Consider the following 24,630-nt stretch of genomic DNA (forward strand, 5'->3'; position numbering starts at 1 on the left):
GGTTGATAGGCCAGATATGGAAGCACTGTAAGGTGTGGAGTTGACTGGTACTAATAGGCCGAGGGCTTGTCCTCAGTTGCTCGCGTCCACTGTGTAGGTTCTGAAGTAACGACCTGTGTTTATGCCGGGTTGGTTAACTTCATAGTGTTTCGGTGGTCATAGCGTTAGGGAAACGCCCGGTTACATTCCGAACCCGGAAGCTAAGCCTTTCAGCGCCGATGGTACTGCAGGGGGGACCCTGTGGGAGAGTAGGACGCCGCCGAACAATCATTGTGGGAAAGCCCCGCACCTTATGGTGCGGGGCTTTTCTGCGTTGCGGGTCCGGAATCGCCCGTAGGGTCATGGCATGCGATACGACGTGGTCATCTTCGACAATGACGGGGTGCTCGTCGACAGCGAGCGGATTTCCAACACGATTCTGGCCGGCTACCTCACCGAGCTCGGGCATCCCACGTCGTACGAGGACTCCATACGGGACTACATGGGATCGGCGATGCACCGCGTCCATGAACTCGTGCTGGAGCGTACGGGGCGGCGCCTGCCGGAGGACTTCGACGACGTCTTCCACGCCCGGGTGTTCGCGGCGTTCGAGCGTGAGCTGCAACCGGTGCCCGGGGTGCGGGAGGTGCTGGAGAAGCTGGCCGCGGACGGTGTGTCGTACTGCGTCGGGTCCTCCGGGAGCCATGAGCGGATTCGGGTCGGACACCGAAAGACGGGCCTGGAGCGGTGGTTCACCACAGGACGCGTCTTCAGCTCGCAGGACGTGGGGCGCGGGAAGCCGGCGCCGGACCTCTTCCTGCACGCGGCACGGGAGATGGGGGTGCCGCCGGAGCGCTGTGCGGTGGTCGAGGACAGTCCGCTGGGGGTGCAGGCGGCGGTTGCCGCGGGGATGGACGCCTACGGATTCACGGCGATGACGCCAGGGGAGAAGCTGGCGGCGGCCGGTGCCACCGCGCTGTTCACCCGGATGGAGGAGCTGGTGGGGCTGTTGCAGTAGGTCGGGCCCGTGCCGAGGGTGATGCAGGGGGCGGAAGAGACGGGAGATCACCCGTCGGGCATCCGTCGGAATTGATGGAGTGATCCATCTACCCAGCAGTAAGCCTGAGTTCTAGGCTGAGCGGCCATGACGGCCCCTCTGGCACCGGCGGCGCGGTTGCGGCACGGCCGGATCTCGCTCGCCCTCAGCTTCTTCGTCCAGGGCGCGGTCTTTGCCCTCCTCGTGACCCGCATACCCGCGATCCAGGACCGGTACGGGATTTCGGACGGGCTGCTGCCGGCCTTCCTGGCGGCGGTGCCGGTGCTCGCGGGGGTCGGCAGTGTCGGCACTGAGCAGCTGGTGAAGCGGGTGCGGCCGAGCCGGGTGCTCCGGTGCGTACAGCCGGTGGTGTGCCTGGCGCTGTGGGCCGTCGGGGCGGTCGGCTCTATGGCGCAGGTGGCGCTGGCCCTGGCGGTGTTCGGGCTGTCGGTGGGGGCGCTGGACGCCTCGATGAACATGCTCGGGGTGAGCCTTCAGCGGGCGTACGGGCGGAGCATCATGCTCGGCTTCCACGCCGCGTACAGCCTGGGCGGCATCGTGGGGGCCTCGCTGGCCTGGGCTGGGGCGCACTGGGAGCTGTCGCTGGGGCTGTTGTACGGACCGGTGGTGGCGGTGCTGGTGCCGATGGCGCTGGTGGCGGGCCGGTGGTTCGTGGACGGTCAGCCGACGGCCCCGGATACCGCCAGGGGGGCGGTGACGCCCGTGGCGATGCGGTTGCTGCTGCCGTTCTGCCTGGTGATGGCGTTCGCGTACATCGGGGACTCGACCGTCTCCAACTGGAGCGCCACCTACCTTCAGCGCGTCCTGGGGAGCTCGGAGCAGCTGGCCACCGTTCCGTACAACGTCTATATGGTCACCACGCTGGTCGGGCGGGCGGTCGGTGATCTGGGCGTGCGGCGCTACGGGGTGGTGGCGGTGGTGCGCTGCGGCACCGTGGTCGCGGCGGGGGGCTTTGCGGTGGTGGCGGCCGCGCCGGGGGCCTGGGCCGGGATGGCGGGGTTCACGCTGCTGGGGCTCGGGCTGTGTGTGATCGTGCCGCAGACGTTCGCGGCGGCGGGCCGCAGCGCGTACGAGAAGCACGGTCCGGAAGCGTCGGACATGGCCATCGCGCGGCTGAACATCTTCAACTATGTGGGCTTTTTGATCGGTTCTCCATTGGTGGGTGCCCTGGGTGATGCCTGGAGCTACCGGGGGGCGATGCTCGTACCGATGATCCTGGTGCTGGTGACGCTCGTGTATGCCCGCTCGTTCGGGGCACCTGAGGCCCGATACGGTGACGGGCATGAGCGGCCGCGCACAGCTGATGTGGGATGAGGCAGTAACGGGCTACGACTTCGGGTCCGGTCATCCGATGGACCCGGTCCGGCTCGCGCTGACCATGCGTTTGGTGGAGGCGTTCGAGCTCGATCGCGGGCCGCTGGAAGTGGTCGCGGCCAAGCCGGCCGGGGACTCCACGCTGCGGCTGGTGCACCGCGAGGACTACATCGAGGCGGTCCGGCGGGCCTCCGCCGACCCGGCGGCCGCGGAGCTGTCGTACGGGCTGGGGACGGCGGACGATCCGGCGTTCGTGGGGATGCACCAGGCGTCCGCGCTGATCGCCGGGCAGTCGGTCGGCGCGGCGGAGGCGGTCTGGCGCGGCGAGGCGGCACATGCGGTGAACTTCGCGGGCGGGCTGCACCACGCGATGCCCGGCGGCGCGTCCGGCTTCTGCATCTACAACGACGCCGCGCTGGCCATCGCCCGGCTGCTGGAGCTGGGAGCCGAGCGGGTGGCGTACGTGGACGTGGACGTGCACCACGGCGACGGCGTGCAGGCGGCGTTCTGGGACGACCCGCGGGTGCTGACGATCTCGCTGCACGAGCACCCACGGACGCTCTTCCCGCAGACCGGCTGGCCGGAGGAGACCGGCGGAGAGGGCGCAGTGGGCACCGCGGTGAACGTGGCGCTGCCGGCCGGGACCGCGGACGGGGGCTGGCTGCGGGCCTTCCACGCGGTGGTGCCGGAGCTGCTGGAGGCCTTCCGGCCGCAGGTGATCGTCAGTCAGCACGGTGCGGACACCCACTTCGAGGACCCGCTGGCGCACCTCGCGGTGAGCCTGGACGCCCAGCGTGCGGTGGCCGAGTCCTGCCACGCACTGGCGCACACCGTGGCGGACGGGCGCTGGGTGGCGCTGGGTGGCGGCGGCTATGCGGTGGTGGACGTGGTGCCGCGCAGCTGGACGCATCTGACGGCGATCGCGGCGGGGCAGCCGATCGACCCGGGTACGAGCGTGCCGGAGTCCTGGCGGCACGAAGTGTTCCGCCGGACGCGGCAGTTGGCGCCGCAGCGGATGACGGACGGGCGTACGCCGCAGTGGCGGGACTTCGTCAACGACGGCTACGACCCGGCCGACCGGCTGGACCAGGCGGTGCTGGCCACCCGCCGCGCGGTGTTCCCGGCGCACGGTCTGCTGCCGTAGCGGCGTCCACTGAGGGGGTGTGGGCCCGGGGCACTGCCGAACGGAACGCGCCCCACGGATGTGTGACTACCTGTCGGTTGTGACGGTCCCCGGGCGCCCAACGGGACAGCATGGGCCGCGTGTTGGACACCGGGGAGCTGCGCGCGCACCTGATCGGGGAGCGGCTGGCGGGGACGATCGCGACCACGCGGGAGAAGAGTCTGGGGCGCTACCGGCTGTTCGCGGCGCGCGATCCGCGGGTGCTGCTGGGACTGGACCCCGAACGGGACTGGCCGTTCGGTGACGTACTGCGCCTCATGGGGCAGAAGTGCGGGGTTTCGGACGATCCCGCACACGCTTCTGGCCCGGATGTGATCGATCCGGATCGTACGATCGCGGCGCTCGACCGGTTTGCCGACCGTATCGCGGCGGCGGCCGCCCTCCGGACGCCGGTGCTGCTCGGTACCGGTCATCCGCACCGGCTGGTGGACTTCTACGCCGCGCTCGCAGACGCCCTCTCGTCGGCGGGCTGTCCCGTCCTCACCCCGGCGTATGGCGTCCATGTCGACATAGCGACCCAGTTCGGCGTACGCACCCGAATTCTCGGCTACGTACGGGGAGTCGCGATGATGCGAGAAACCGGCGTGCGGGGCGCGCCGGGGACGGGGGGCGTACACACCCATTCGCCGCTCCCGGTACGGACCGCTCTGAGGGCCGCGGCGGACGCTCAAGGGCCGCTGCCGGGGCTGGTGATCGGGGACCACGGCTGGGTCTGCGGAGCAGGTCAGCTGGGCATTGAGGCGATCGGACTGGCCGATACGGACGACCCGGCGCTGTTCGTCGGCGAGGCCGAGGGCAGGGTGTCCGAAGTGGTGCCGCTCGATGACTCCGTACGGGCGGTGTCCTACCGACTGCTCGCCCGCTATGTACTTGAACGTGCGCATCTGTCCCGATAGGCGGCTGTTCGCTGCTCCTCTTCCCCACTCGCATCACCCGCCCCTAATCTGGGGAGTGAGCGCATAGCGACAAAGAGTCACCGGAGGGGAAGCCGGTGTCCGTCTTATGCGGAAGGTGCAGGTGTGGCATGGCTGCAGACCAGAGGCCTCTGAACGAGGTCGTGTTCCTGACAGTGGCGGAGGTTGCCGCTGTGATGCGAGTGTCCAAGATGACCGTGTACCGCTTGGTGCACAGCGGTCATCTGCCCGCTATTCGCGTGGGGAGGTCCTTCCGGGTCCCGGAGCAGGCGGTGCATGAGTATCTCCGGGAGTCCTTTGTGGGGGTGGAAACGGCCTGACGGGTGTTTTGCCGACCCTCGGATTACGCCGTTCGCCCGGCGCCGGGTAGGCTGGCCCGATGTAGGTAGTGTGGGCTCGGACGCCCCGCACCGAGTGATTCGAAGTGAGCGAGGGTAGTCGTGGGCTCTGTTATCAAGAAGCGGCGCAAGCGGATGGCCAAGAAGAAGCACCGCAAGCTGCTCAAGCGCACCCGTGTTCAGCGTCGTAACAAGAAGTAAGCGACGCTGATCGCGATTTCGCAGCCCCCCATCGCCCTGGAGCGATCGGGGGCTGCGGCGCGTTGTGGGCCGTATGGACGGTGGTCGGACGGAAATGTGGCCCCGGGCATCCTGTGGTCATCACCACGCAACACCGACCCGATAGCGTGGCCTGCACAGCTCGGCTAGACGCCGTCGTCAAGCTCCGTCGTCCGCCGGGAGGGCGGGGCAGGCGGGAGTGTGACGACAGCGCCTAGGGGAAGTCGCGGCGGGAAGGTAGGGCTGATCTTGGGCAAGGTCGTGCTCGTCACGGGAGTCGCACGGCAGCTGGGCGGGCGGTTCGTGCGCCGCATCCAGCGCGATCCCGACGTCGACCGGGTGATCGGGGTGGACGCCGTGGCACCGGAGCACCATCTGGGCGGCGCGGAATTCCTCCAGGCCGACATCCGGCATCCGGCGATCGCCAGGGTCCTGGCCGAGACGGGCGTCGACACCGTCATCCACATGGACATCAACGGCACGCCGTTGGGGAAGCGCGGCGGCCGCGCCTCGGTGAAGGAAACCAACGTCATCGGGACGATGCAGCTGCTGGGCGCCTGCCAGAAGGCCCCGAACGTGCAGCGCCTGGTCATCAAGTCCAGCACCAGCGTCTACGGCTCCGCGCCCCGCGACCCCGCCGTCTTCACCGAGACCACCACGCCGAAGTCGCTGCCCAGCGGGGGCTTCGCCAAGGACGTCGTCGAGGTCGAGGGGTACGTGCGCGGCTTCGCCCGGCGCCGGCCCGACGTGGCGGTGTGCGTCCTGCGGTTCGCCAACATCCTCGGGCCGAGCGCGGATTCCCCGCTCGCCGAGTACTTCTCGCTGCCCGTGCTGCCCACCGTCCTCGGCTACGACCCGCGGCTCCAGTTCGTCCACGAGGACGACGCCATCGAGGTGCTGCGGATCGCCGCCGACGCGCCGCGCCGCGGCACGCTCAACAGCGGCACCTTCAACATCGCCGGCGACGGCGTCCTGCTGCTGTCGCAGACGTCCCGGCGGCTGGGCCGGCCCACCCTGCCGCTCTTCCTGCCGACGGTGACCTGGGCCGGTACCGCGCTGCGGTCCGTCGGCATCACGGACTTCTCCCCGGAACAGATCCGACTGCTCACGCACGGCAGGGTCGTCGAGACGACGCAGATGCGCGAGACACTGGGGTTCCACCCGAAGTACACGACGGCGGAGACCTTCGCGGAATTCGCCCGCAGCCGCGGACCCGGGCTGCTGCCGCCCGAGTCCCTCGCCCGCACCGTCGACCGGCTCGCCGGCGTGCTGCCCGCACGCGGCGGCCTGACCCAGTGAGGAGTTCACCCACGATGGCGGACGCCAAGGTCATTCCCTTCGGCGAGGAGCCTCGGGCGCGCAGAAAGGCCAGGCGGGCCGGGCGCGCGGGGCGCGGTACGGCACTGGCGCCCGTACCGGAGGCACGGTCCGAGCAACCGCCGGCGGCACCTCCGGCGCCGAGCCCGCGGTCCCTGGAGGAGCGGATCGCCGGCGGGTTGGCCTTCCTGCGGCGGCGGATCACCGGCGACTACGAGGTCGACGACTTCGGCTACGACGAGGAGCTGACCGACCAGGTCCTGATGTCGCTGCTGCGGCCCTTCTACGAGAAGTACTTCCGGGTCGAGGTCAAGGGCATCGAGAACATCCCCGCTGCCGGCGGGGCGCTGATCGTCGCCAACCACTCCGGGACGCTGCCGCTGGACGGACTGATGCTCCAGGTCGCGGTGCACGACAACCACCCGGCGCAGCGTCATCTACGGCTGCTCGCGGCCGACTTGGTGTTCGTCCTGCCGGTGATAAACGAGCTGGCGCGCAAGGCCGGGCACACCCTCGCCTGCGCGGAGGACGCCCAGCGGCTGCTGGAGCGCGGGGAGATCGTCGGGGTGATGCCGGAGGGCTTCAAGGGCATCGGCAAGCCCTTCGCCGACCGGTACAAGCTCCAGCGCTTCGGGCGGGGCGGCTTCGTGTCGACCGCCTTGAAGGCCGGGGTGCCCATCGTGCCGTGCTCGATCGTGGGTGCGGAGGAGATCTACCCGATGATCGGGAACGCCAAGACGCTGGCGCGGGTCCTCGGGTTGCCGTACTTCCCGATCACCCCGACGTTCCCGTGGCTGGGGCCGCTGGGCGCGGTGCCGCTGCCGACGAAGTGGACGATCCAGTTCGGTGAGCCGATCCCGACGGACAACTACCCGACGGAGGCGGCGGACGACCCGATGCTGATGTTCAACCTGACCGACCAGGTCCGGGAGACGATTCAGCACACTCTCTACAAGCTGCTCGTGCAGCGGCGCTCGGTGTTCTTCTGACGAACACCGAGCGCCGCCACGGGCGTGCCCGCCGCGCTACTTCGGGAGGTCCTTCCCGTCGATGCTCAAGTCCGGGAGCAGGCCCGGGAGCAGCGGCGGGAGGGTGATGTCGGGCTGGCCGGTGTCCCGGCCGTGGCTGCCCGCGGGCGGGGACGCGCTGCCGCTCTTGGACGGCGGGTCGAGCAGACCGCCCGTGTTGCCGCCGAGCAGACCGCTCTCCTGGGACGGTGAGGCCGACGGGCGGGGGACGTGCGTGCCGCCCGTGTGGGTACCGGAGCCGGAGCTGCCGCCAGCCGGTGCCCGGTGGCCGGCGGAGCCGGATTCGGTGCCCGCGGAGGCCGGCGTGTCGTGGTGCTGACTTCTGTCGCCCGGCGCCGAGGGCAGCAACGGACGGAGCGGACCGACCTCTTCGTCTATGGCGTCGAAGACCGAACTGACCTGGTGACTGACGTCCATGAGCTGCACCGGGAGCCGGTCGCGCAGCTGCGACCAGGTGCGGCGGTGGGACTTGGTGAAGGAGTTCAGCGCCTGGATGGGGCCGAGCGAGCCGTCCCGTCGGTACGCCGCGTGCAGCAGGCGGTGGCCCTCGCCCGCATCCTGGGTGACGCCGGCAAGGGCCCTGCGGACCTCTCCGAGCGACTCGTGGTCGAGGTTCGCGGCCCGGGCCCGCTCCATCAGCCGACGGGCTTCCAGCATGCGCGTGGAGGCCTGGTCGAGGAGGAGCTGACCGCGGTCGGCGTCGTCGTCGGCCAGGCCGAGCTTGAGGTCCTCCATGCCCCGCTTGAGGCCGTAGAGGGAGTCGCCGGGCAGGGCGTCGGAACTGGCCGCGGCGACACCGCTGAAGGCGCCGGCGGCCACACCGACCGTCAGCCCACCCGCGGCCAGCCCCTTGGAGAGGCGGGAGCGCGGCCGCAGCCGGCCGACGGATTTCGCCGCGCGGTGTGCGCCCTTGCGGTCACGCTCGGACACCCTGGCGCCGTCGGACGGAGCGCCTTCGGCGAAGGCGGACTCCATCGCGGCGAGCAGCTGGGCGCGCTGGACAGTCTTCACCTCGGCTGCCATCTCCGGCCTCGGGAGCTTCCCGAGGCCGTCGGCGACCGCCAACAACCGTGCTTCGCCCGGCTCTTGCGCCGGATTGTCGACCTGGTCCTCGGCCGCCGCGCCCTTGAGCACCTGCTCCTCCAGGGCCTGGGCGAAGGCGTTGGCCCGCCGGTGCACCGAGACGTTCGTGATCACGGGCGGCACCTCCTCTCGTCATCCCGCTCAGCTCCCCGGACTGGCTTTGACTATCCAGATGGGCCGGATGGTGCACGCCAGTGTCCGCGGCCACTCGATCGAGTGAGAGACAGCGGGCATGGCGTGACCGCATGGAGCCTGCATTCCGCACAACGAGCGGCGCGGCACTCGGGTTACGCACTCACGATGATCTGACCGACCGGGCACGGCCGGTCACCAAGCGTGAGTGAACGGCGGCGTGCGGACGGTCGGAGGAGGCGCGTACGGCGCGTACGGGGGGTGGGGCGGGTCAGCGGGCGTCTTCGGGGAGGAGGCGCGCCAGGGTGCGGACGGCGCGGTACTGGAGGGTCTTGATCGCGCCTTCGTTCTTGCCCATGACGCGGGCGGTCTCGGCGACCGAGAGGCCCTGCAGGAAGCGCAGCGTGACGCATTCCTGCTGCTGGGGGTTGAGCTTGCGTACCGCTTCCAGCAGGGCGGCGTTGGAGAGGGATTCGAGGACCGAGTCCTCGGGGCTGCGCTCGACCTCGTTGGCGTCGAGCATCTCTCCGGTGGTGACTTCCAGGCGGAAGCGCGAGGACTTGAAGTGGTCGGCGACGAGGTTGCGGGCGATGGTCACCAGCCAGGCCCCGAAGTCGCGGCCCTGCCAGGTGAAGGTGCCGATGCGGCGCAGGGCGCGCAGGAAGGTCTCGCTGGTGAGGTCCTCGGCCGTGGCACGGCCGCCCACGCGGTAGTAGATGTAGCGGTAGACCGTGTCGGCGTACTGGTCGTAGAGGCGGCCGAAGGCCTCGGCCTCGCCGGCCTGAGCGCGCTCGACGAGGTCCATCATGCGCCGGCTGTCGCTGTCGGCGGGGCGCCGGGCGGTGGCAGTGCCACCGGAGCGGCGGGTTCTGCCGGCGGCCTTGCCGACCGCGGCGCTCCCGTCGGCGAGGGCGTAGCAGGGGCCGGCGGCGGGGACGGTTGAGGCGAATGTGGGGACGGCGTACGCGGTGGGGACGAAACTGCGCAGGTGGTCGACGAGTGTCGTACGCAGCGTAGCCAGGCCCGAGGCGTCAACCCCGACGTGTGGGTACACGGGACTCCCAGAGGCAGAGCTTCCATCACGTGCAGTGCGGGACCGTTCACTCGTCGTAGGGACGTGTGGGTTCCGGATTGCGTCTGAGGAGAATAACGCTTCGTACAGGCAGCGCTACACCCAGTTGCTCAAATCATCGATTACTTACGGTCCGTGCCGGGTTGGTGGCAGATCAAGTATCGAATACTGGGCAACTATTGATCGGAAGGGAGCGCAATCTGCCTGGTTGGAGGGCGTGTTGTGGCTAACCGTCAACAATGGGACTGACGGGGCAGCGAAGGGGGTAGGGAGCGTGGATGGCCCGCCGCGCCGCGCGGGTGATCGCTCCTGGTCAGCGGCGAGGCGTCGACGGCGAGGCGTCGGTGACGAGCGGTCTGCGACGAGCGGTCGCTGACGGTGCCGTCGGTGACCGCACCGTCAGCGCCGTCAGCGCCGACCGTGTGAGCGGCGGGTGGCTGCGGCTCAGCGCCGGCGCCGCTGGAGGGCGACCGCGGCCGCGGCGCCACCGGCGAGGGCGCCCACCCCGGCCGCCGCGGGGATGCCGATCTTGGCCGCCTTGCGGCCGGTGCGGTAGTCGCGCAGCCGCCAGCCCTGTTCCTGGGCGTGCTTGCGCAGTCGGCTGTCGGGGTTGATCGCGTACGGGTGTCCGACGAGCGAGAGCATCGGGATGTCGTTCGCCGAGTCGCTGTAGGCGGCGCAGTGCGACAGGTCCAGGCCCTCGGCGGCGGCCAGGGCGCGGACCGCCTCGGCCTTGGCCGGGCCGTGCAGCGGTTCGCCCACCAGCTTGCCCGTGTAGATGCCGCCGACGGATTCGGCGACCGTGCCCAGCGCGCCGGTCAGACCGAGCCGGCGGGCGATGATCGTCGCGGTCTCCACGGGCGCCGCGGTCACCAGCCAGACCTTCTGGCCGGCGTCGAGGTGGGCTTGGGCGAGTGCGCGGGTGCCGGGCCAGACCCGCTCGGCCATGTACTCGTCGTAGATCTCCTCGCCGATGGACATCAGCTCGGCGACGCGGTGGCCCTGGACGATGGAGAGCGCGCTGTTGCGGACGTCCGCCATGTGCTCGGGGTTCTCCGAGCCGGCGAGTCGGAAGTAGATCTGCTGCCAGGCGAAGCGGGCCAGGTCGCGCTTGTGGAAGAAGTGGCGCTTGTACAGGCCGCGGCCGAAGTGGAAGAGGGCCGCGCCCTGCATGACCGTGTTGTCGAGGTCGAAGAAGGCGGCGGCGGTGGTGTCCCCGACGACCGGGAACTCGGGCTCGGCCGGGGGCTGCTCGGCCGGCCGGGCCTCCGCGGCCTCCTGCGAGGACTTGCGGGCGGCCTCGGCCGCGGCCTCGCCGGCCAGCACGCTGCGGGCGGTGGCGGGGCGTCGGCGGCGGGGGATCCAGCCCAGGTCGAAGAGCGCCCCGGAGGGCATCCAGCCGGATCGGCGAGCGGGCGACATGGCGCTAGCGTAGCCAGTTTGTTCGGTGCTTCCGGTTACGGGCGCGTGTCAGGCAGGCCTGGAGCCGCGGACGGTTGCATTACGGCCACCCCTTCGGCTCCTTAGGGGGCGGGCGAACGCATCCCGTAGGGGTTGCCGACGCCCCCTGCGGGCCACAGCGGGGTGGGGGTGGTGGGTATTCCCGGGCCGAGGCCGGGAAGGGTCGGGGCTGGCGGTGGCGGGTGTTCCCGGGGTCGGGGGGCCGGGGCCGGGTATTCCCGGGCGGGGGCCGGGGTGTGGGGATGTGCGGGGCGGCGGCCGGGGGTCAGGCGCCCAGGGCCGTGCGGAGCCGCTTGGGGTCGACGCGCCAGAAGTCGTGCTGGGCGCCGTCGATCAGGACGACCGGAATCTGTTCCCAGTACTTGCGGTGCAGCTCGGCGTCCTCGGTGATGTCCTTCTTCTCCCAGGACGCGCCGGTCTCAGCGCACACCTTCTCGATCACGGCCTGAGCGTCGTCGCACAGGTGGCAGCCCGGCTTGCCGATCAGGGTGACCATCCGGTCGGCGGGGCTCTTGCGGGGGCTACGGCTGAACAAGGGGGCCATGGAGCCCATTGTGCCGGGTCGCGGCGGGGTTCCGCGGGGCCGAGGTCGATTACCATCGATGGGCGATTTATAGGGTTCCGGGGGTACAGCGGTGAGGAGTGAGACCGCGTGCTCCCGTCGGTGCTGCCGTGTTGCGCAGGTGGCGCGAGTGAACGGTGTGACGTGGGAGTTGGTTCCGCGGAGACCCGCAAAAGCCGCGTGACCCCCATCACTTTGGCCGGACAAACCGGACACCATCTTTGTGCACGCGTTCACAAAGACATAGCCTGCAGTAGACAGGGCGGTCGGGTTCCGTACGGGCGCCCGCAGCCCCGCTCTACCCGCAGGAGCACCGTGGCAACTGGCCGAACTCACCGACCGGCGACCCGAAGCCGAGGGATTCCCGAGGCCACCGTCGCCCGGCTTCCGCTGTATCTGCGCGCGCTGACGGCGCTCTCCGAGCGTTCGGTCCCCACGGTTTCCTCCGAGGAGCTCGCCGCGGCGGCGGGGGTCAACTCCGCCAAGCTGCGCAAGGACTTCTCCTACCTCGGCTCCTACGGGACCCGCGGCGTCGGCTACGACGTGGAGTACCTCGTCTACCAGATCTCGCGCGAGCTGGGGCTGACCCAGGACTGGCCGGTCGTCATCGTCGGTATCGGTAACCTCGGCGCCGCGCTCGCCAACTACGGCGGCTTCGCCTCCAGGGGCTTCCGGGTCGCCGCGCTGATCGACGCCGACCCGGCCATGGCCGGCAAGCCGGTCGCCGGCATCGCCGTCCAGCACACCGACGAGCTGGAAGACATCATCCAGAGCAACGGCGTCTCGATCGGCGTCATCGCCACGCCGGCCGGCGCCGCCCAGCAGGTCTGCGACCGTCTGGTCGCCGCCGGTGTCACCTCGATCCTCAACTTCGCACCGACCGTGCTGACCGTCCCCGACGGGGTGGACGTACGGAAGGTCGACCTGTCGATAGAGCTCCAGATCCTCGCCTTCCACGAGCAGCGCAAGGCGGGCGAGGAGCCCGGTCCCGAGAGCGGCACCCCGGCCGGCCGGGCCGCCGCCGTCGCGACCGAGACCGCAGCCATCACGGGCGACCGCAAGGGACCTGACGGGGACGTGCCCGCCGTGATGCCGGCATGAGCCTTCTCGTCGTCGGACTGAGCCATCGCAGCGCGCCGGTGAGCGTGCTGGAGCGGGCCGCGCTCGCCCCGGAGGCGCGCGGCAAGCTGCTCCAGGACGCGGTGTCGGCCGAGCCGGTCACCGAGTCCGCGGTGCTCTCCACCTGCAACCGCATCGAGCTCTACGCCGACGTGGACAAGTTCCACGCCGGTGTCGCCGAGCTGTCCACGCTGCTCGCCCGGCACAGCGGCGTCGGCCTGGAGGAGCTCACCCCCTACCTCTACGTCCACTACGAGGACCGCGCCGTCCACCACCTCTTCTCGGTGGCCTGCGGCCTGGACTCGATGGTCGTCGGCGAGGGCCAGATCCTCGGCCAGATCAAGGACGCGCTGGCCGTCGCCCAGGAGCTGCACACCGCGGGCCGGCTGCTGAACGACCTGTTCCAGCAGGCCCTGCGGGTCGGCAAGCGCGCCCACAGCGAGACCGGCATCGACAAGGCCGGCCAGTCGCTGGTCACCTTCGGCCTCGAACAGCTCGCGCACGGCCGGGACGTGGCGTCCTGGGCGCAGGGCAAGCGGGCGCTGGTCATCGGCGCCGGCTCCATGTCGTCGCTGGCCGCCACCACCCTCGTGCGCAACGGCATCGGTGAGCTCGCGGTCGCCAACCGCACCGTGGCGCGAGCCGAACGGCTCGTGCAGATCCTCACCGAGCCCGGCGGGCCCGGCGCCGCGTCCGGGCTGCGCGCCCGCGCCGCGGCCATGAGCTGCGTCGAGCACGAGCTGGCGGTCGCCGACATCGTGGTGTCCTGTACCGGCGCGACCGGGGTGGTCCTCGGCGCCGACCAGGTCGCGGCCGGCCTCACCGGCCGTGCCGAGCCGCTGGCGCTGCTCGACCTCGCCATGCCCCGTGACATAGACGCCGCGGTGCACCGGATCGAGGGCGCGCACCTCGTCGACATCGAGTCGCTGGCCGACGCCTCGGCGGACGCACCGATGGCGGCCGACGTGGACAAGGTGCGCGGCATCGTCTCCGCCGAGGTCGCCGCGTTCGGCGCCGCCCAGCGCGCCGCGCACATCACTCCCACCGTGGTCGCCCTGCGCACCATGGCCGCGGACGTCGTCAGCAGCGAGATCGCCCGGCTGGACGGCCGCCTCCCCGACCTGGACGACAAGCAGCGCGCCGAGATCACCCAGACCGTGCGCCGCGTCGTCGACAAACTCCTGCACGCGCCCACCGTGCGGGTCAAGCAGCTCGCCAGCGAGCCCGGCGGCGCCGGGTACGCGGACGCGCTGCGGGAACTGTTCGATCTCGACCCCCAGACGGTCGCCGCCGTCAGCCGGGCCGACACGCGCGGCGGCAGCCACGATGCACGGGAGCGGGCATGAACGACAGCACTACGAGAGCACTGAGGCTCGGCACCCGGCGCAGCACGCTCGCCATGGCCCAGTCCGGACAGATCGCCGAGGCGGTCCGCACGCTGACCGGCCGCCCGGTCGAGCTGGTGGAGATCACCACCTACGGCGACACCTCCCGTGAGCACCTCGCGCAGATCGGCGGCACCGGCGTGTTCGTCTCCGCGCTGCGCGACGCGCTGCTCGCCGGGGACATCGACTTCGCCGTCCACTCGCTCAAGGACCTGCCCACCGCGCAGCCGGAGGACCTCGTCCTGGCCGCGATCCCGGTCCGGGAGGACCCCCGTGACGCGCTGATCGCCAGGGACGGCCGCACGTTCGAGCAGCTGCCCGACGGCGCCCGTGTGGGGACCGGTTCCCCCCGGCGGATGGCGCAGCTCAACGCCTGGGCCAGGTCCCTGGGCCGGCACATCGAGACCGTGCCGATACGCGGGAACATCGACACCCGCATCGGCTTCGTCGAGAAGGGAGAGCTGGACGCGGTCGTACTGGCCGCCGCCGGACTCACCCGGATCGGCCGCATCGACGAGGCGACGCAGCTGCTGTCGCCCGACGTGGTTTTGCCCGCCCCCGGCCAGGGGGCACTGGCGATCGAGTGCGCTGCCGCGAACGCAGACCTCGCCGCCACGCTCGCCGAGCTCGACGACCCGGACACCCGGGCCGCCGTGACCGCCGAGCGTTCCCTGCTCGCCGCCCTGGAGGCCGGCTGCTCCGCACCTGTGGGAGCACTGGCCGACCTTTCCCCAAGCTCTCGACTTCGCTCGAGCAGGGGAGGCCCCAAGGCCGGCGAGCAGGCTGTCACCGAATTGCACCTGCGTGGCGTCGTCGGCACGACCGACGGCAACACGTTGGTGCAGATGTCCACCACCGCGCACGTACCCGCCTCTCCCGACGATGTGTCGGTCCCGCAGCAGCTGGGCCGGGAACTCGCCGCCGAGATGCTCGCAAAGGGTGCGGCCGGTCTTATGGGGGAGCGAGCACTTTGAACCCCACCGCCCTGAACCACTCCGCCTCCGGTCAGGTCACCTTCCTGGGTGCCGGGCCGGGTGACCCGGGTCTGCTGACGCTGCGTGCCGTGGAGGCGCTGGCCTCCGCGGACGTACTGATTGCCGACCCGCAGGTGCTGGACGTCGTGCGTGTGCATGCGCGCGCACAGGTGGACACACCACTGCAGGCGTCAGCTGACGAGGCGTCAATCCCCGCCGACATCCCCACCCTTAGGGACACCGCCAATCTTGTCATGGCGGCCGCCCGGGCGGGCAAGCGGGTCGTCCGTGCCGTCACCGGCGACCCCGGCCTCGACGGGAACGTCGCCGAGGAGATGCTGGCCTGCGCCGCCGAAGGCATCGTCTTCGAGGTCGTGCCCGGCATCGCCGCGGCCGTCGGCGTGCCCGCGTACGCCGGTGTGCCGCTGCGCGACGCCCAGGGCACCGACGTGCGCTTCGTCGACGCCCGCAGCGCCGACGACCGCTGCTGGGCGGAGCTCGGCAACAGCGACGCCACGGCCGTGGTCTCGACCACCCTCGACGCGGTGGCCGCGGCCGCCGCCGAGCTGGTCTCCGCCGGCCGCAAGCCGGACACCCCGCTGACCGTCACCGTCGCCGGCACCACCACCCGCCAGCGCACCTGGACCGCCACTCTCGGCTCCGTCGCCCAGGTGCTCAAGGCGGCCAAGGTGCTGCCGTCGCCGGACGGCGGCCAGCCGGTCATAGCCGTGGTCGGTGAGCGCAGCTCCGCCGCGCAGCGCGACCGCCTTTCGTGGTTCGAGTCCAAGCCGCTCTTCGGCTGGCGGGTACTCGTGCCGCGCACGAAGGAGCAGGCCGCGTCGCTCTCCGACCAGCTCGTCTCGTACGGCGCGGTGCCGCACGAGGTTCCGACCATCGCCGTCGAACCGCCGCGCACCCCGCAGCAGATGGAGCGCGCCGTCAAGGGCCTGGTCACCGGCCGCTACGAGTGGATCGCCTTCACCTCGGTCAACGCCGTCAAGGCCGTCCGGGAGAAGTTCGAGGAGTACGGCCTGGACGCCCGGGCGTTCGCCGGCATCAAGGTCGCCGCGGTCGGCGAGCAGACCGCCAAGGCGCTGGTCGCCTTCGGCGTGAAGCCCGACCTGGTGCCGTCCGGCGAGCAGTCCGCCGCCGGCCTGCTGGAGGACTGGCCCCCCTACGACCCGGTCTTCGACCCGATCGACCGGGTGTTCCTGCCGCGCGCCGACATCGCCACCGAGACCCTGGTCGCCGGGCTGATCGAGCTGGGCTGGGAGGTCGACGACGTCACCGCCTACCGGACCGTGCGCGCCTCGCCGCCGCCGGCCGAGACCCGGGAGGCGATCAAGGGCGGCGGCTTCGACGCGGTGTTGTTCACGTCCTCGTCGACGGTCCGGAACCTGGTCGGCATCGCCGGCAAGCCGCACAACGTGACCGTGATCGCCTGCATCGGCCCGGCCACCGCCAAGACCGCCGAGGAGCACGGTCTGCGCGTGGACGTCATGTCGCCCGAGCCCTCGGTGCACAAGCTGGCCGAAGCGCTCGCGGACTTCGGGGCGGCGCGGCGCGACGCCGCGATCGAGGCCGGTGATCCGGTCACCCGCCCCAGCGAGCGCCGGCCGGGCTCGCGCCGGCGGGCCCGTAGCTGAGCGGCATCAGGAACGGCTGTGAAGGGCGCCCTGTCTTCAGGGCGCCCTTTCTGTTTCTGTCTGTCTGTTCGTGTTCTGTCTGTTCGTGCTGCCCGTTCGTTCGCCCTGTCTGTTCGTTCGCCGGCCGGGCTCGGTCCGGCGGGCGGTGACGCCGTTTCCGCGGCCTGAACGACCGACGCCGCGTCGGCATGGGAGGGTGCCGGGCGGGCGTAGCGTGGGCGGTATGACGAAGTACGGAAGCTTTCCGGGGGCGCGGCCGCGGCGGCTGCGTACCACCCCCGCCATGCGGCGGATGGTCGCCGAGCACCGGGTGTACCCGGCCGACCTGATCCTCCCCGCGTTCGTCCGGGAGGGCGTCGGCGAGCCGGTGCCGATCAAGGCCATGCCGGGCGTCGTCCAGCACACCCGCGACACCCTCCGCAAGGCCGCCGCCGAGGCGGTCGAGGCGGGCGTCGCCGGGATCATGCTCTTCGGCGTGCCGCTGGACGAGAAGAAGGACGCGGCGGGCACCGCCGGCACGGACCCGGACGGCATCCTCCAGCAGGCCATCCGCGATGTGCGGGCCGAGGTCGGCGACGACCTCGTGATCATGTCGGACCTGTGCCTGGACGAGTACACCGACCACGGCCACTGCGGTGTCCTGGACGCCGAGGGCCGGGTCGACAACGACGCGACGCTGGAGCGCTACGCCGAGATGGCGCAGGTCCAGGCCGATGCGGGCGTCCACGTCGTCGGCCCCAGCGGCATGATGGACGGTCAGATCGGCGTCGTCCGTGACGCGCTCGACCAGACCGGCCACGAGGACGTGTCGATCCTCGCCTACACCGTGAAGTACTCGTCGGCGTTCTACGGGCCGTTCCGGGAGGCCGTCGGCTCCTCGCTGAAGGGCGACCGCAAGACCTACCAGCAGGACCCCGCCAACCTCCGCGAGTCGCTGCGCGAGCTGGCGCTGGACCTGGAGGAGGGCGCCGACATGGTCATGGTCAAGCCGGCGCTGCCGTACCTGGACGTGCTGGCGAAGATCGCCGGCGAGGTGGACGTACCGGTCGCCGCGTACCAGATCTCCGGTGAGTACGCGATGATCGAGGCGGCCGCCGAGAAGGGCTGGATCGACCGCGACAAGGCGATCCTGGAGACCCTGACCGGTATCAAGCGGGCCGGCGCCAACATGATCCTCACGTACTGGGCGACGGAGGTCGCGCAGGGCCTGTGACCCCGCGCGAGGCGCACTTCCCACACACGACCGAGGCCCCGCCGTCCCTCAGGGACGGCGGGGCCTCGGGCTCGACGACTCAGAGGCGCTCGGGCGTGCGGATGCCGAGCAGGGCCATGCCCTGGTGGAGGGTGCGGGCCGTCAGGTCGCAGAGGAAGAGGCGGCTCGCGACCTGCTCCGGGCCGTCCGCGGCCTTCAGGACCGGGCACTGGTCGTAGAAGGTCGTGAACAGCGAGGCGAGGCCGTAGAGGTACGCGGCGACCTTGTGCGGCTCGTACGACGCGGCGGCCTCGATGACGGTCTCGCCGAACTGGTCCAGGTGCAGACCCAGCGCCCGCTCCGCCGGAGCCAGGGCCAGCTGCGGGTGCGCCTCCGGGCGCGCGTCGCCGGCCTTGCGGAAGATCGACCGGATCCGGGCGTAGGCGTACTGGAGGTAGACGGACGTGTCGCCGTTGAGCGACACCATCTGGTCCAGGTCGAACTTGTAGTCCCGGCTCGGCGACGTCGACAGGTCCGCGTACTTCACCGCGCCGATGCCCACCTGCGCACCGTTCTCGGTGATCTCCTGCTCGGTCAGGCCGATCGGCTCGCCCTTCTCGCGCACCACCGTCGTCGCCCGCTCGGCCGCCTCGTCGAGCAGGTCCTCCAGGCGTACGGTCTCGCCCGCACGGGTCTTGAACGGCTTGCCGTCCGCGCCGAGGACCGTGCCGTAGCCCATGTTGTGCGCGGTGACGTCGTCGTTCAGCCAACCCGCCCGGCGGGCCGTCTCGAAGACCATCCGGAAGTGCAGCGACTGGCGGACGTCCACGACGTACAGGAGCGTCGTCGCCCGCAGGTCGAAGACGCGGTTGCGGATCGCCGAGAGGTCGGAGGCCGCGTAGCCGAAGCCGCCGTCCGCCTTCTGCACGATCAGCGGCACCGGCTGGTCGTCCTTGCCGCGGATCTCGTCGAAGAAGACGACCAGCGCGCCCTCGGAGCGGACGGCGACGCCCGACTCCTCCAGGAGCCGCGCCGTCTCGGCCATCATGTCGTTGTACGCGGACTCGCCGACGATCTCCTCGTCGCGGATCTCCATGTCCAGCTTCTCGAAGACCGAGTAGAAGTAGACCTTCGACTCGTCCACGAACCGCTGCCACAGGTCGAGGGTCTCCGCGTCGCCGGACTGGAGCGCCACGACCCGCTTCCTCGCCCGCTCCTTGAACTCCTCGTCGGAGTCGAAGACGGCCCGCGACGCCTTGTAGACGCGGTTCAGGTTGCTCATCGCCTGCTCGCCGTCGACGTCGGTCGCCGGGGCCAGCTCGCCGGGGTTCTCGATCAGGTACTGGATGAGCATGCCGAACTGGGTGCCCCAGTCGCCGATGTGGTGCCGGCCGATCGTCTTCTCGCCGGTGAAGTCCAGCATGTGGCGCAGGGCGTCGCCGATGACCGCCGAGCGCAGGTGCCCGACGTGCATCTCCTTCGCGACGTTCGGCTGGGCGTAGTCGATGACCGTGACGCCCGGATTCTCCTTCAGCGGCACGCCCAGCCGGTCGTCGGCGGCGCGCGCGGCCAGCGTCCTGATGATCGCCTCGTCGGCGACCGTGATGTTCAGGAAGCCGGGGCCGGAGACCTCCACGTCCTTGAGGACGTCGCTCTCACCGATCGCCTCGACGACCTTGGTCGCCAGCTCCCGCGGGTTGCCCTTGAGCTTCTTCGCCAGCGCCAGCAGACCGTTGGCCTGGAAGTCGGCCCGGTCGCTGCGTCGCAGCAGCGGGTCCGCGGCACCGACCTCCGGCAGGGCTGCCGAGAGGGCGTCCGCGACGCGCTGATTGACCGAAGCTGCGAGGGAAGGGACCGAGGCCATGAAGCTGCCGTTCCTTTGAAAGGGAAAGGGTTTGCCATGAGTATCCCACGGCGCCACCACTGAATTTCTGCACGGCGGGCGTCTGGGAGAATGGCACCGTGCGTCGCACGCGCAAGACGGCGCAAACGGGAAGCACCAGGAAGAGGAAGGGCCGATCGTGGCTCAGCAGAGCACCGAGACCGACTGGGTCTCCAGGTTCGCCGACGAGGTCATTGCCGAGGCGGAGCGCCGCGCCCCCGGCAAAGTGACATCAGGTGCTTCCGCACCGGTGATCGTCTGCGCCTCGGGCCTGAGCCCCTCCGGACCCATTCACCTCGGCAACCTCCGCGAGGTCATGACCCCCCACCTGGTCGCCGACGAGATCCGCCGCCGCGGCCACCAGGTCCGCCACCTGATCTCCTGGGACGACTACGACCGCTACCGCAAGGTCCCGGCCGGCGTCGAGGGGATCGACGAGTCCTGGGCCGAGCACATCGGCAAGCCGCTGACCTCCGTGCCGGCGCCCGCCGGTTCGGCCCACCCGAACTGGGCGGAGCACTTCAAGGCCGCCATGATCGAGGCGCTGGCCGAGCTGGGCGTGGAGTACGACGGCATCAGCCAGACCGAGCAGTACACCTCCGGCGCCTACCGCGAGCAGGTCCTGCACGCGATGCGGCACCGGGCCGACATCGACGCGATCCTCGGGCAGTACCGCACGAAGAAGGCGCCGGCGAAGAAGTCCCAGAAGCAGGTCGACGAGGCCGAGCTGGAGGCCGCCGAGGGCTCCGGCGCGGCCGGCGAGGACGACGGCAGCGGTTCGGCCGGCTACTTCCCTTACAAGCCCTACTGCGGCGGGTGCGAGAAGGACCTGACGACGGTGGTGTCGTACGACGACGAGACCACCGAGCTGGCCTACACCTGCACGGCGTGCGGCTTCTCCGAGACGGTGCGGCTGAGCGAGTTCAACCGCGGCAAGCTGGTCTGGAAGGTCGACTGGCCCATGCGCTGGGCCTACGAGGGCGTGGTCTTCGAGCCGTCCGGCGTCGACCACTCGTCGCCCGGCTCGTCGTTCCAGGTCGGCGGCCAGATCGTCGGCATCTTCGGCGGTGCGCAGCCCATCGGCCCGATGTACGCCTTCGTCGGCATCAGCGGGATGGCCAAGATGTCGTCCTCCAAGGGCGGCGTGCCCACCCCCGCCGACGCCCTGGAGATCATGGAGCCGCAGCTGCTGCGCTGGCTGTACGCGCGCCGCCGCCCCAACCAGTCCTTCAAGATCGCCTTCGATCAGGAGATCCAGCGGCTCTACGACGAGTGGGACAAGCTCGCCGCCAAGGTCGCCGACGGCTCGGTGCTGCCCGCCGACGCCGCCGCGCACACCCGGGCGATCGGGACCGCGGCCGGTGAACTGCCGCGTACCCCCCGCCCGCTGTCGTACCGCACGCTCGCCTCGGTCGCCGACATCACCGCGGGGCACGCGGACCAGGCGCTGCGGATCCTCTCCGACCTCGACCCGACCGACCCGCTCGCCTCGCTCGACGAGGCGCGGCCCCGGCTGGACAAGGCCGAGGCCTGGATCAACAAGCACGTCCCCGCCGACCAGCGCACCGTCGTGCGCGACGAGCCCGACGTCGAGCTGCTGAAGTCCCTCGACGACCAGGCCCGCGAGTCGATCCGGCTGCTGCTCGACGGCCTCGACGCGCACTGGTCGCTGGACGGACTGACCCACCTCGTCTACGGCGTGCCCAAGGTCCAGGCCGGCTTCTCGGCGGATGCCACGCCGAAGGAGCTGCCGCCGGAGATCAAGGTGGCCCAGCGGACGTTCTTCGCGCTGCTGTACCACCTGCTCGTGGGCCGGGACACCGGTCCGCGGCTGCCCACCCTGCTGCTGGCCGTCGGCGCCGACCGGGTGCGCGAGCTGCTCGGCGCCTGACCGATCGCCGGGCCGGGCATCCGGCAGGGGGCACCCGGTAGGGGGCACCCAGTAGGCGACATTGAGCCACGGCCGCCGTTGAGTCGTAGCCCGCGGCGCGGTGGTGCGACTTGGGGGTGAGGACGGGCTCGGCCCGGGGGAGGAGGATCCCCGGGGCCGAGCCCGTCACGCTGGGGCCATGAGGGGATTCATCGGATTCATCGGGTTCATCGTCATGCTCCAGGGGGCCATGGGCTTCATCGGCCAGACGTTCTTCGACGGCGCCTGGGGGCTGCTCGCCCACTGGTTCGAGCTGCCGTCGCTCGCCTATGTCGGCATCTTCGCGGCCGGTGCGGCGCTCGCCGTGTGGGGCGACGTGGACAAGAAGCGCAAGCAGCAACGGGCGGGGTCGGGGCCGGAGTAGCGGTGCTGGCGGGATGGCGTAACGGCGCTGACGGGGTGGGTGCGACGGTGCTGGCGGGGTGGGGAATACGGCCTGGGCCGCGCCGCGTTGAGGCCCCGCAGGGGGGCCTCGTGTCCCCTACGGGATGTGTTCGCGCCCGCCCTACGGAATGTGTTCGGTCTCCATCTCCATCCGGAACCGCGCCCGGAACTCCCGGACGAACGCCCGCAGATAGCTCTCGCTCAGCGGGCCGCCGTCCCGTCCGGTGACCCCGTAGGAGTTCAGCAGGTACCGGCCGAACTGCCGGGTGTCCGGGAAGCCGTTCTTCTCCGCGATGTACGCGCGGTACGCCTCGTAGTACGCCTCGTCGCGGGGGACGTCGTCGGGGAGGGCGGAGACCGGCAGCAACTGCTCGGGCTCCGGCGGGAGTTCGGGCTCAGGCTCGGGCTCGGGGGCGTGGCCGCGCGGCTCGGGGACGGGCAGCGGATCGCCGGCGCTGCCGAGCGGGCGACTGCGGCCGGGACCGACCGGGACCGTCAACGGGGGTACGGAGGGGGACGGCCCGGGCGCGGGCTCGGCGGCCGTCCCGTAGCGGGGCTCGGGCGCGGCCTCGTGCACCGGCTCGTCGGACGCCGCTCGTGCGCGTTCGTCGGACATTGCCCGTGCGTGTTCGTCGGACGCCGCTCGGGCGCGTTCGTCGGACGCCTCACCTAGGGGTTCGCCCGACTGCTGTCGTACGGGTTCGCCCGCCTCATCCCGTAGGGGTTCGTTCGCCAGCTCCCGTACGGGGCCGGGGGCCTCGTCACCAGCGGGAAGGGCGGCACTCGTGCGGGCCCCGGCCGTAGCCGGCTCGGCCGGTGGGTGCGCCTCCGGCGCCGGTAGCTCGATGCCCGCCGCCGCCAGGCCCGCCGGGGCCGTCTTCGCCAGCGGGACGCCGTAGCGCGCCAGTCGCAGCGGCATCAGCGAGTCCACGGGGGCCCGGCGCCGCCAGGCGCGCCCGTAGCGGGCCCGCAGTCGCGCCTGGTAGACCAGACGGTCCTGCTCCAGCTGGATGACCTGGTCGTACGAGCGCAGCTCCCACAGCTTCATCCGGCGCCACAGCCGGAAGGTGGAGGGGAAGGCGAGCAGCCAGCGGGTGAGCCGGACGCCCTCCATGTGCCGGTCCGCGGTGATGTCGGCGATCCGGCCGACCGCGTGCCGGGCGGCCTCCACGGCCACCACGAAGAGCACCGGGATCACCGCGTGCATTCCGACGCCGAGCGCGTCCGGCCACGCCGCCGCGCCGTTGAACGCGATCGTGGCGGCGGTCAGCAACCAGGCGGTCTGCCGTAGCAGCGGGAACGGGATGCGGATCCAGGTGAGCAGCAGGTCGAGGGCGAGCAGCACCACGATCCCGGCGTCGACGCCGATCGGGAAGACGACCGAGAAGGCGCCGAAGCCCTTCTTCTCGGCCAGTTCGCGCACCGCCGCGTACGAGCCGGTGAACCCGATCGCGGCGATCAGCACCGCCCCGGCGATGACCACGCCGATCAGGATGCGGTGCGTACGAGTCAACTGCGCCGTCTGCGTCCCGGACACCCGCGGTCCCTCCCCGGCTCGGCGAAATGGCGCGCCTAGCGTGGCACACCGCTCGGCGATCATCGCCGGGAGGTGCCCCGGCCGGGCCGGTACGCGACCGGGGCCGGGGCGTCCACAGGGGCAATCCTCGGGCGTCCACCAGGGCGTTCGTCAGGCGTCCGCCCCGGCGTGGGTCAGGCGTTCGCCTTGGTGGCGGCGGCGACCGCCTCCTTGGCGGCGGTCTGGGCGGCCTTCAGCAGATCGGCGCCCTTCGGGGTGTCCGCGCCGGCCAGGCCCGCGCCGTTGTAGTTGATCGTGACGACGATGTTCGACAGGCGGGTGACGATCGTCGTGTTCTTGAAGTCGTTGCCCTCCTTCTTCACGTCGTACGTGATCGTGGTCGCCTCGTCGCCGGTGCCGGAGGTCTTGACCGTCTTCAGCTTCTTGGCGCCCTTCGTGGCGCTCGCGTCGGCGACCTGCTTGGTGTAGAAGTCCGTGGCGCGCTTCTCGGCCGAGCCGACGCCCGGGTCCGAGTCGTAGCGCTGGAGGCCGATGTCCAGCCAGCGGAACTGGGTGCCGTCGACGCCCTGCTCGTCGGAGCTGTTCCACGAGCAGGTGCCGTGCGCGGCGTTGTCCGAGGACTTGCCCTGTTCCCCGGCGGCGTCCTTCACCTTGGGCAGCATCTTCTTGATGGTGTCCTTGGAGAACGCCGTGCACGGGTTCGGCAGCTGCTTGAACTTCGCGGGCGCGACGGTCGGCGACGGTGTGCCCGAGTCGCTGGCGGCGGGCGCGGAGGAGCCGGCGTCACCGGAGCTGTCGCTGTCCGAGCCGGAGCAGCCGGCGACGAGCAGCACCGGTACTGCTGCGCAGGTGAGGAGGCTGGCGAGGCGCTTGGCTGAACGGTGCATGGTTCCTTCGCTGTTCATCGTCGTCGGATCGGCTA

The 24,630-nt window shown here is 71.0% G+C and carries 22 protein-coding genes and 1 rRNA gene; 16 read left to right on the forward strand and 7 right to left on the reverse strand.

Translation table 11 applies throughout. The features are described 5' to 3' along the window. Nucleotides 1-148 precede the first annotated feature (148 nt). The 9 genes from rrf (at nucleotide 149) to AB0C96_RS06945 (ending at nucleotide 7,310) form a co-directional block, all read left to right on the forward strand. A 5S ribosomal RNA gene (gene rrf, locus AB0C96_RS06905) occupies nucleotides 149-265 on the forward strand. Nucleotides 266-346: 81 nt separating this feature from the next. Continuing rightward, the gene (locus tag AB0C96_RS06910) at nucleotides 347-997 is read left to right on the forward strand and encodes an HAD family hydrolase (RefSeq protein WP_362914474.1); all 651 of its coding nucleotides are present in this window, start codon (nucleotides 347-349) and stop codon (nucleotides 995-997) included. 126 nt (nucleotides 998-1,123) lie between these two features. Continuing rightward, entirely contained in the window at nucleotides 1,124-2,350 is a 1,227-nt protein-coding gene (locus AB0C96_RS06915; RefSeq protein WP_362914476.1) for an MFS transporter, read from the forward strand. After that, complete coding sequence (locus AB0C96_RS06920; protein ID WP_362914478.1) at nucleotides 2,319-3,494, forward strand: acetoin utilization protein AcuC; 1,176 nt, start codon at nucleotides 2,319-2,321, stop codon at nucleotides 3,492-3,494. Before AB0C96_RS06915 ends, AB0C96_RS06920 begins: the two co-directional genes overlap by 32 nt. 119 nt (nucleotides 3,495-3,613) lie before the next feature. Next, entirely contained in the window at nucleotides 3,614-4,429 is an 816-nt protein-coding gene (locus AB0C96_RS06925) for a phosphatase (protein ID WP_362914480.1), read from the forward strand. A 128-nt stretch (nucleotides 4,430-4,557) separates the two neighbouring features. Continuing rightward, on the forward strand, nucleotides 4,558-4,767 hold the full coding sequence (locus AB0C96_RS06930) for a helix-turn-helix domain-containing protein (protein ID WP_362914482.1): 210 nt from the start codon (nucleotides 4,558-4,560) through the stop codon (nucleotides 4,765-4,767). Nucleotides 4,768-4,887: 120 nt separating this feature from the next. After that, nucleotides 4,888-4,986, forward strand: a complete 99-nt coding sequence (locus AB0C96_RS06935) for an AURKAIP1/COX24 domain-containing protein (RefSeq protein ID WP_003948845.1) — start codon at nucleotides 4,888-4,890, stop codon at nucleotides 4,984-4,986. A gap of 267 nt (nucleotides 4,987-5,253) precedes the next feature. Continuing rightward, on the forward strand, nucleotides 5,254-6,303 hold the full coding sequence (locus tag AB0C96_RS06940) for an NAD-dependent epimerase/dehydratase family protein (protein ID WP_362914484.1): 1,050 nt from the start codon (nucleotides 5,254-5,256) through the stop codon (nucleotides 6,301-6,303). A 14-nt stretch (nucleotides 6,304-6,317) separates the two neighbouring features. Then, on the forward strand, nucleotides 6,318-7,310 hold the full coding sequence (locus AB0C96_RS06945) for a lysophospholipid acyltransferase family protein (protein WP_362914486.1): 993 nt from the start codon (nucleotides 6,318-6,320) through the stop codon (nucleotides 7,308-7,310). A gap of 36 nt (nucleotides 7,311-7,346) precedes the next feature. Here AB0C96_RS06945 and AB0C96_RS06950 read toward each other — a convergent pair whose 3' ends face one another. The 4 genes from AB0C96_RS06950 to AB0C96_RS06965 form a co-directional block, all read right to left on the reverse strand. Beyond that, nucleotides 7,347-8,546, reverse strand: a complete 1,200-nt coding sequence (locus AB0C96_RS06950) for a DUF5667 domain-containing protein (RefSeq protein WP_362914488.1) — start codon at nucleotides 8,544-8,546, stop codon at nucleotides 7,347-7,349. Nucleotides 8,547-8,835: 289 nt separating this feature from the next. Continuing rightward, nucleotides 8,836-9,618 carry an ECF subfamily RNA polymerase sigma factor, BldN family gene (locus AB0C96_RS06955; protein ID WP_362914490.1) on the reverse strand — a complete coding sequence of 261 codons (783 nt, stop codon included), beginning with the start codon at nucleotides 9,616-9,618 and terminating at the stop codon, nucleotides 8,836-8,838. Nucleotides 9,619-10,080: 462 nt separating this feature from the next. Then, nucleotides 10,081-11,031 (reverse strand): HAD-IB family hydrolase, encoded by a 951-nt coding sequence (locus AB0C96_RS06960; RefSeq protein WP_362914826.1) that lies wholly within the window; start codon nucleotides 11,029-11,031, stop codon nucleotides 10,081-10,083. Nucleotides 11,032-11,362: 331 nt separating this feature from the next. After that, nucleotides 11,363-11,641, reverse strand: coding sequence for a glutaredoxin family protein (locus AB0C96_RS06965; RefSeq protein ID WP_362914492.1), 279 nt, complete (start codon nucleotides 11,639-11,641; stop codon nucleotides 11,363-11,365). A 333-nt stretch (nucleotides 11,642-11,974) separates the two neighbouring features. On the opposite strand from AB0C96_RS06965, the gene AB0C96_RS06970 reads away from it, so the two are divergent. The 5 genes from AB0C96_RS06970 to hemB all read left to right on the forward strand — a co-directional run bounded on the left by AB0C96_RS06970 (nucleotide 11,975) and on the right by hemB (nucleotide 17,996). Beyond that, nucleotides 11,975-12,760, forward strand: coding sequence for a redox-sensing transcriptional repressor Rex (locus AB0C96_RS06970; protein ID WP_362914494.1), 786 nt, complete (start codon nucleotides 11,975-11,977; stop codon nucleotides 12,758-12,760). Next, complete coding sequence (locus AB0C96_RS06975; protein WP_362914496.1) at nucleotides 12,757-14,124, forward strand: glutamyl-tRNA reductase; 1,368 nt, start codon at nucleotides 12,757-12,759, stop codon at nucleotides 14,122-14,124. The genes AB0C96_RS06970 and AB0C96_RS06975 overlap by 4 nt, the downstream gene beginning before the upstream one ends. Beyond that, a complete protein-coding gene (gene hemC / locus AB0C96_RS06980; protein ID WP_362914498.1) occupies nucleotides 14,121-15,137 on the forward strand; it encodes a hydroxymethylbilane synthase in 1,017 nt (338 codons plus the stop codon). Before AB0C96_RS06975 ends, hemC begins: the two co-directional genes overlap by 4 nt. Further along, complete coding sequence (locus AB0C96_RS06985) at nucleotides 15,134-16,783, forward strand: bifunctional uroporphyrinogen-III C-methyltransferase/uroporphyrinogen-III synthase (protein WP_362914500.1); 1,650 nt, start codon at nucleotides 15,134-15,136, stop codon at nucleotides 16,781-16,783. Before hemC ends, AB0C96_RS06985 begins: the two co-directional genes overlap by 4 nt. A gap of 223 nt (nucleotides 16,784-17,006) precedes the next feature. Beyond that, on the forward strand, nucleotides 17,007-17,996 hold the full coding sequence (gene hemB, locus AB0C96_RS06990) for a porphobilinogen synthase (RefSeq protein WP_362914502.1): 990 nt from the start codon (nucleotides 17,007-17,009) through the stop codon (nucleotides 17,994-17,996). 79 nt (nucleotides 17,997-18,075) lie between these two features. On the opposite strand, the gene argS is transcribed toward hemB, so the two are convergent. Further along, nucleotides 18,076-19,839, reverse strand: coding sequence for an arginine--tRNA ligase (argS, locus tag AB0C96_RS06995; RefSeq protein ID WP_362914504.1), 1,764 nt, complete (start codon nucleotides 19,837-19,839; stop codon nucleotides 18,076-18,078). A 157-nt stretch (nucleotides 19,840-19,996) separates the two neighbouring features. Between argS and lysS the strand changes: the two genes are divergently transcribed. Beyond that, nucleotides 19,997-21,748 (forward strand): lysine--tRNA ligase, encoded by a 1,752-nt coding sequence (lysS, locus tag AB0C96_RS07000; RefSeq protein WP_362914506.1) that lies wholly within the window; start codon nucleotides 19,997-19,999, stop codon nucleotides 21,746-21,748. Nucleotides 21,749-21,926: 178 nt separating this feature from the next. Beyond that, nucleotides 21,927-22,151, forward strand: coding sequence for a hypothetical protein (locus AB0C96_RS07005; RefSeq protein ID WP_362914508.1), 225 nt, complete (start codon nucleotides 21,927-21,929; stop codon nucleotides 22,149-22,151). Nucleotides 22,152-22,292: 141 nt separating this feature from the next. On the opposite strand, the gene AB0C96_RS07010 is transcribed toward AB0C96_RS07005, so the two are convergent. Further along, nucleotides 22,293-23,708 carry a DUF2637 domain-containing protein gene (locus AB0C96_RS07010; RefSeq protein WP_362914510.1) on the reverse strand — a complete coding sequence of 472 codons (1,416 nt, stop codon included), beginning with the start codon at nucleotides 23,706-23,708 and terminating at the stop codon, nucleotides 22,293-22,295. A 173-nt stretch (nucleotides 23,709-23,881) separates the two neighbouring features. Further along, complete coding sequence (locus tag AB0C96_RS07015; protein WP_362914512.1) at nucleotides 23,882-24,595, reverse strand: DUF3558 family protein; 714 nt, start codon at nucleotides 24,593-24,595, stop codon at nucleotides 23,882-23,884. Between the last annotated feature and the right edge of the window lie 35 nt (nucleotides 24,596-24,630).

Source organism: Streptomyces sp. NPDC048506, from assembly GCF_040651315.1.
In the GTDB taxonomy this organism is placed as follows: domain Bacteria; phylum Actinomycetota; class Actinomycetes; order Streptomycetales; family Streptomycetaceae; genus Streptomyces.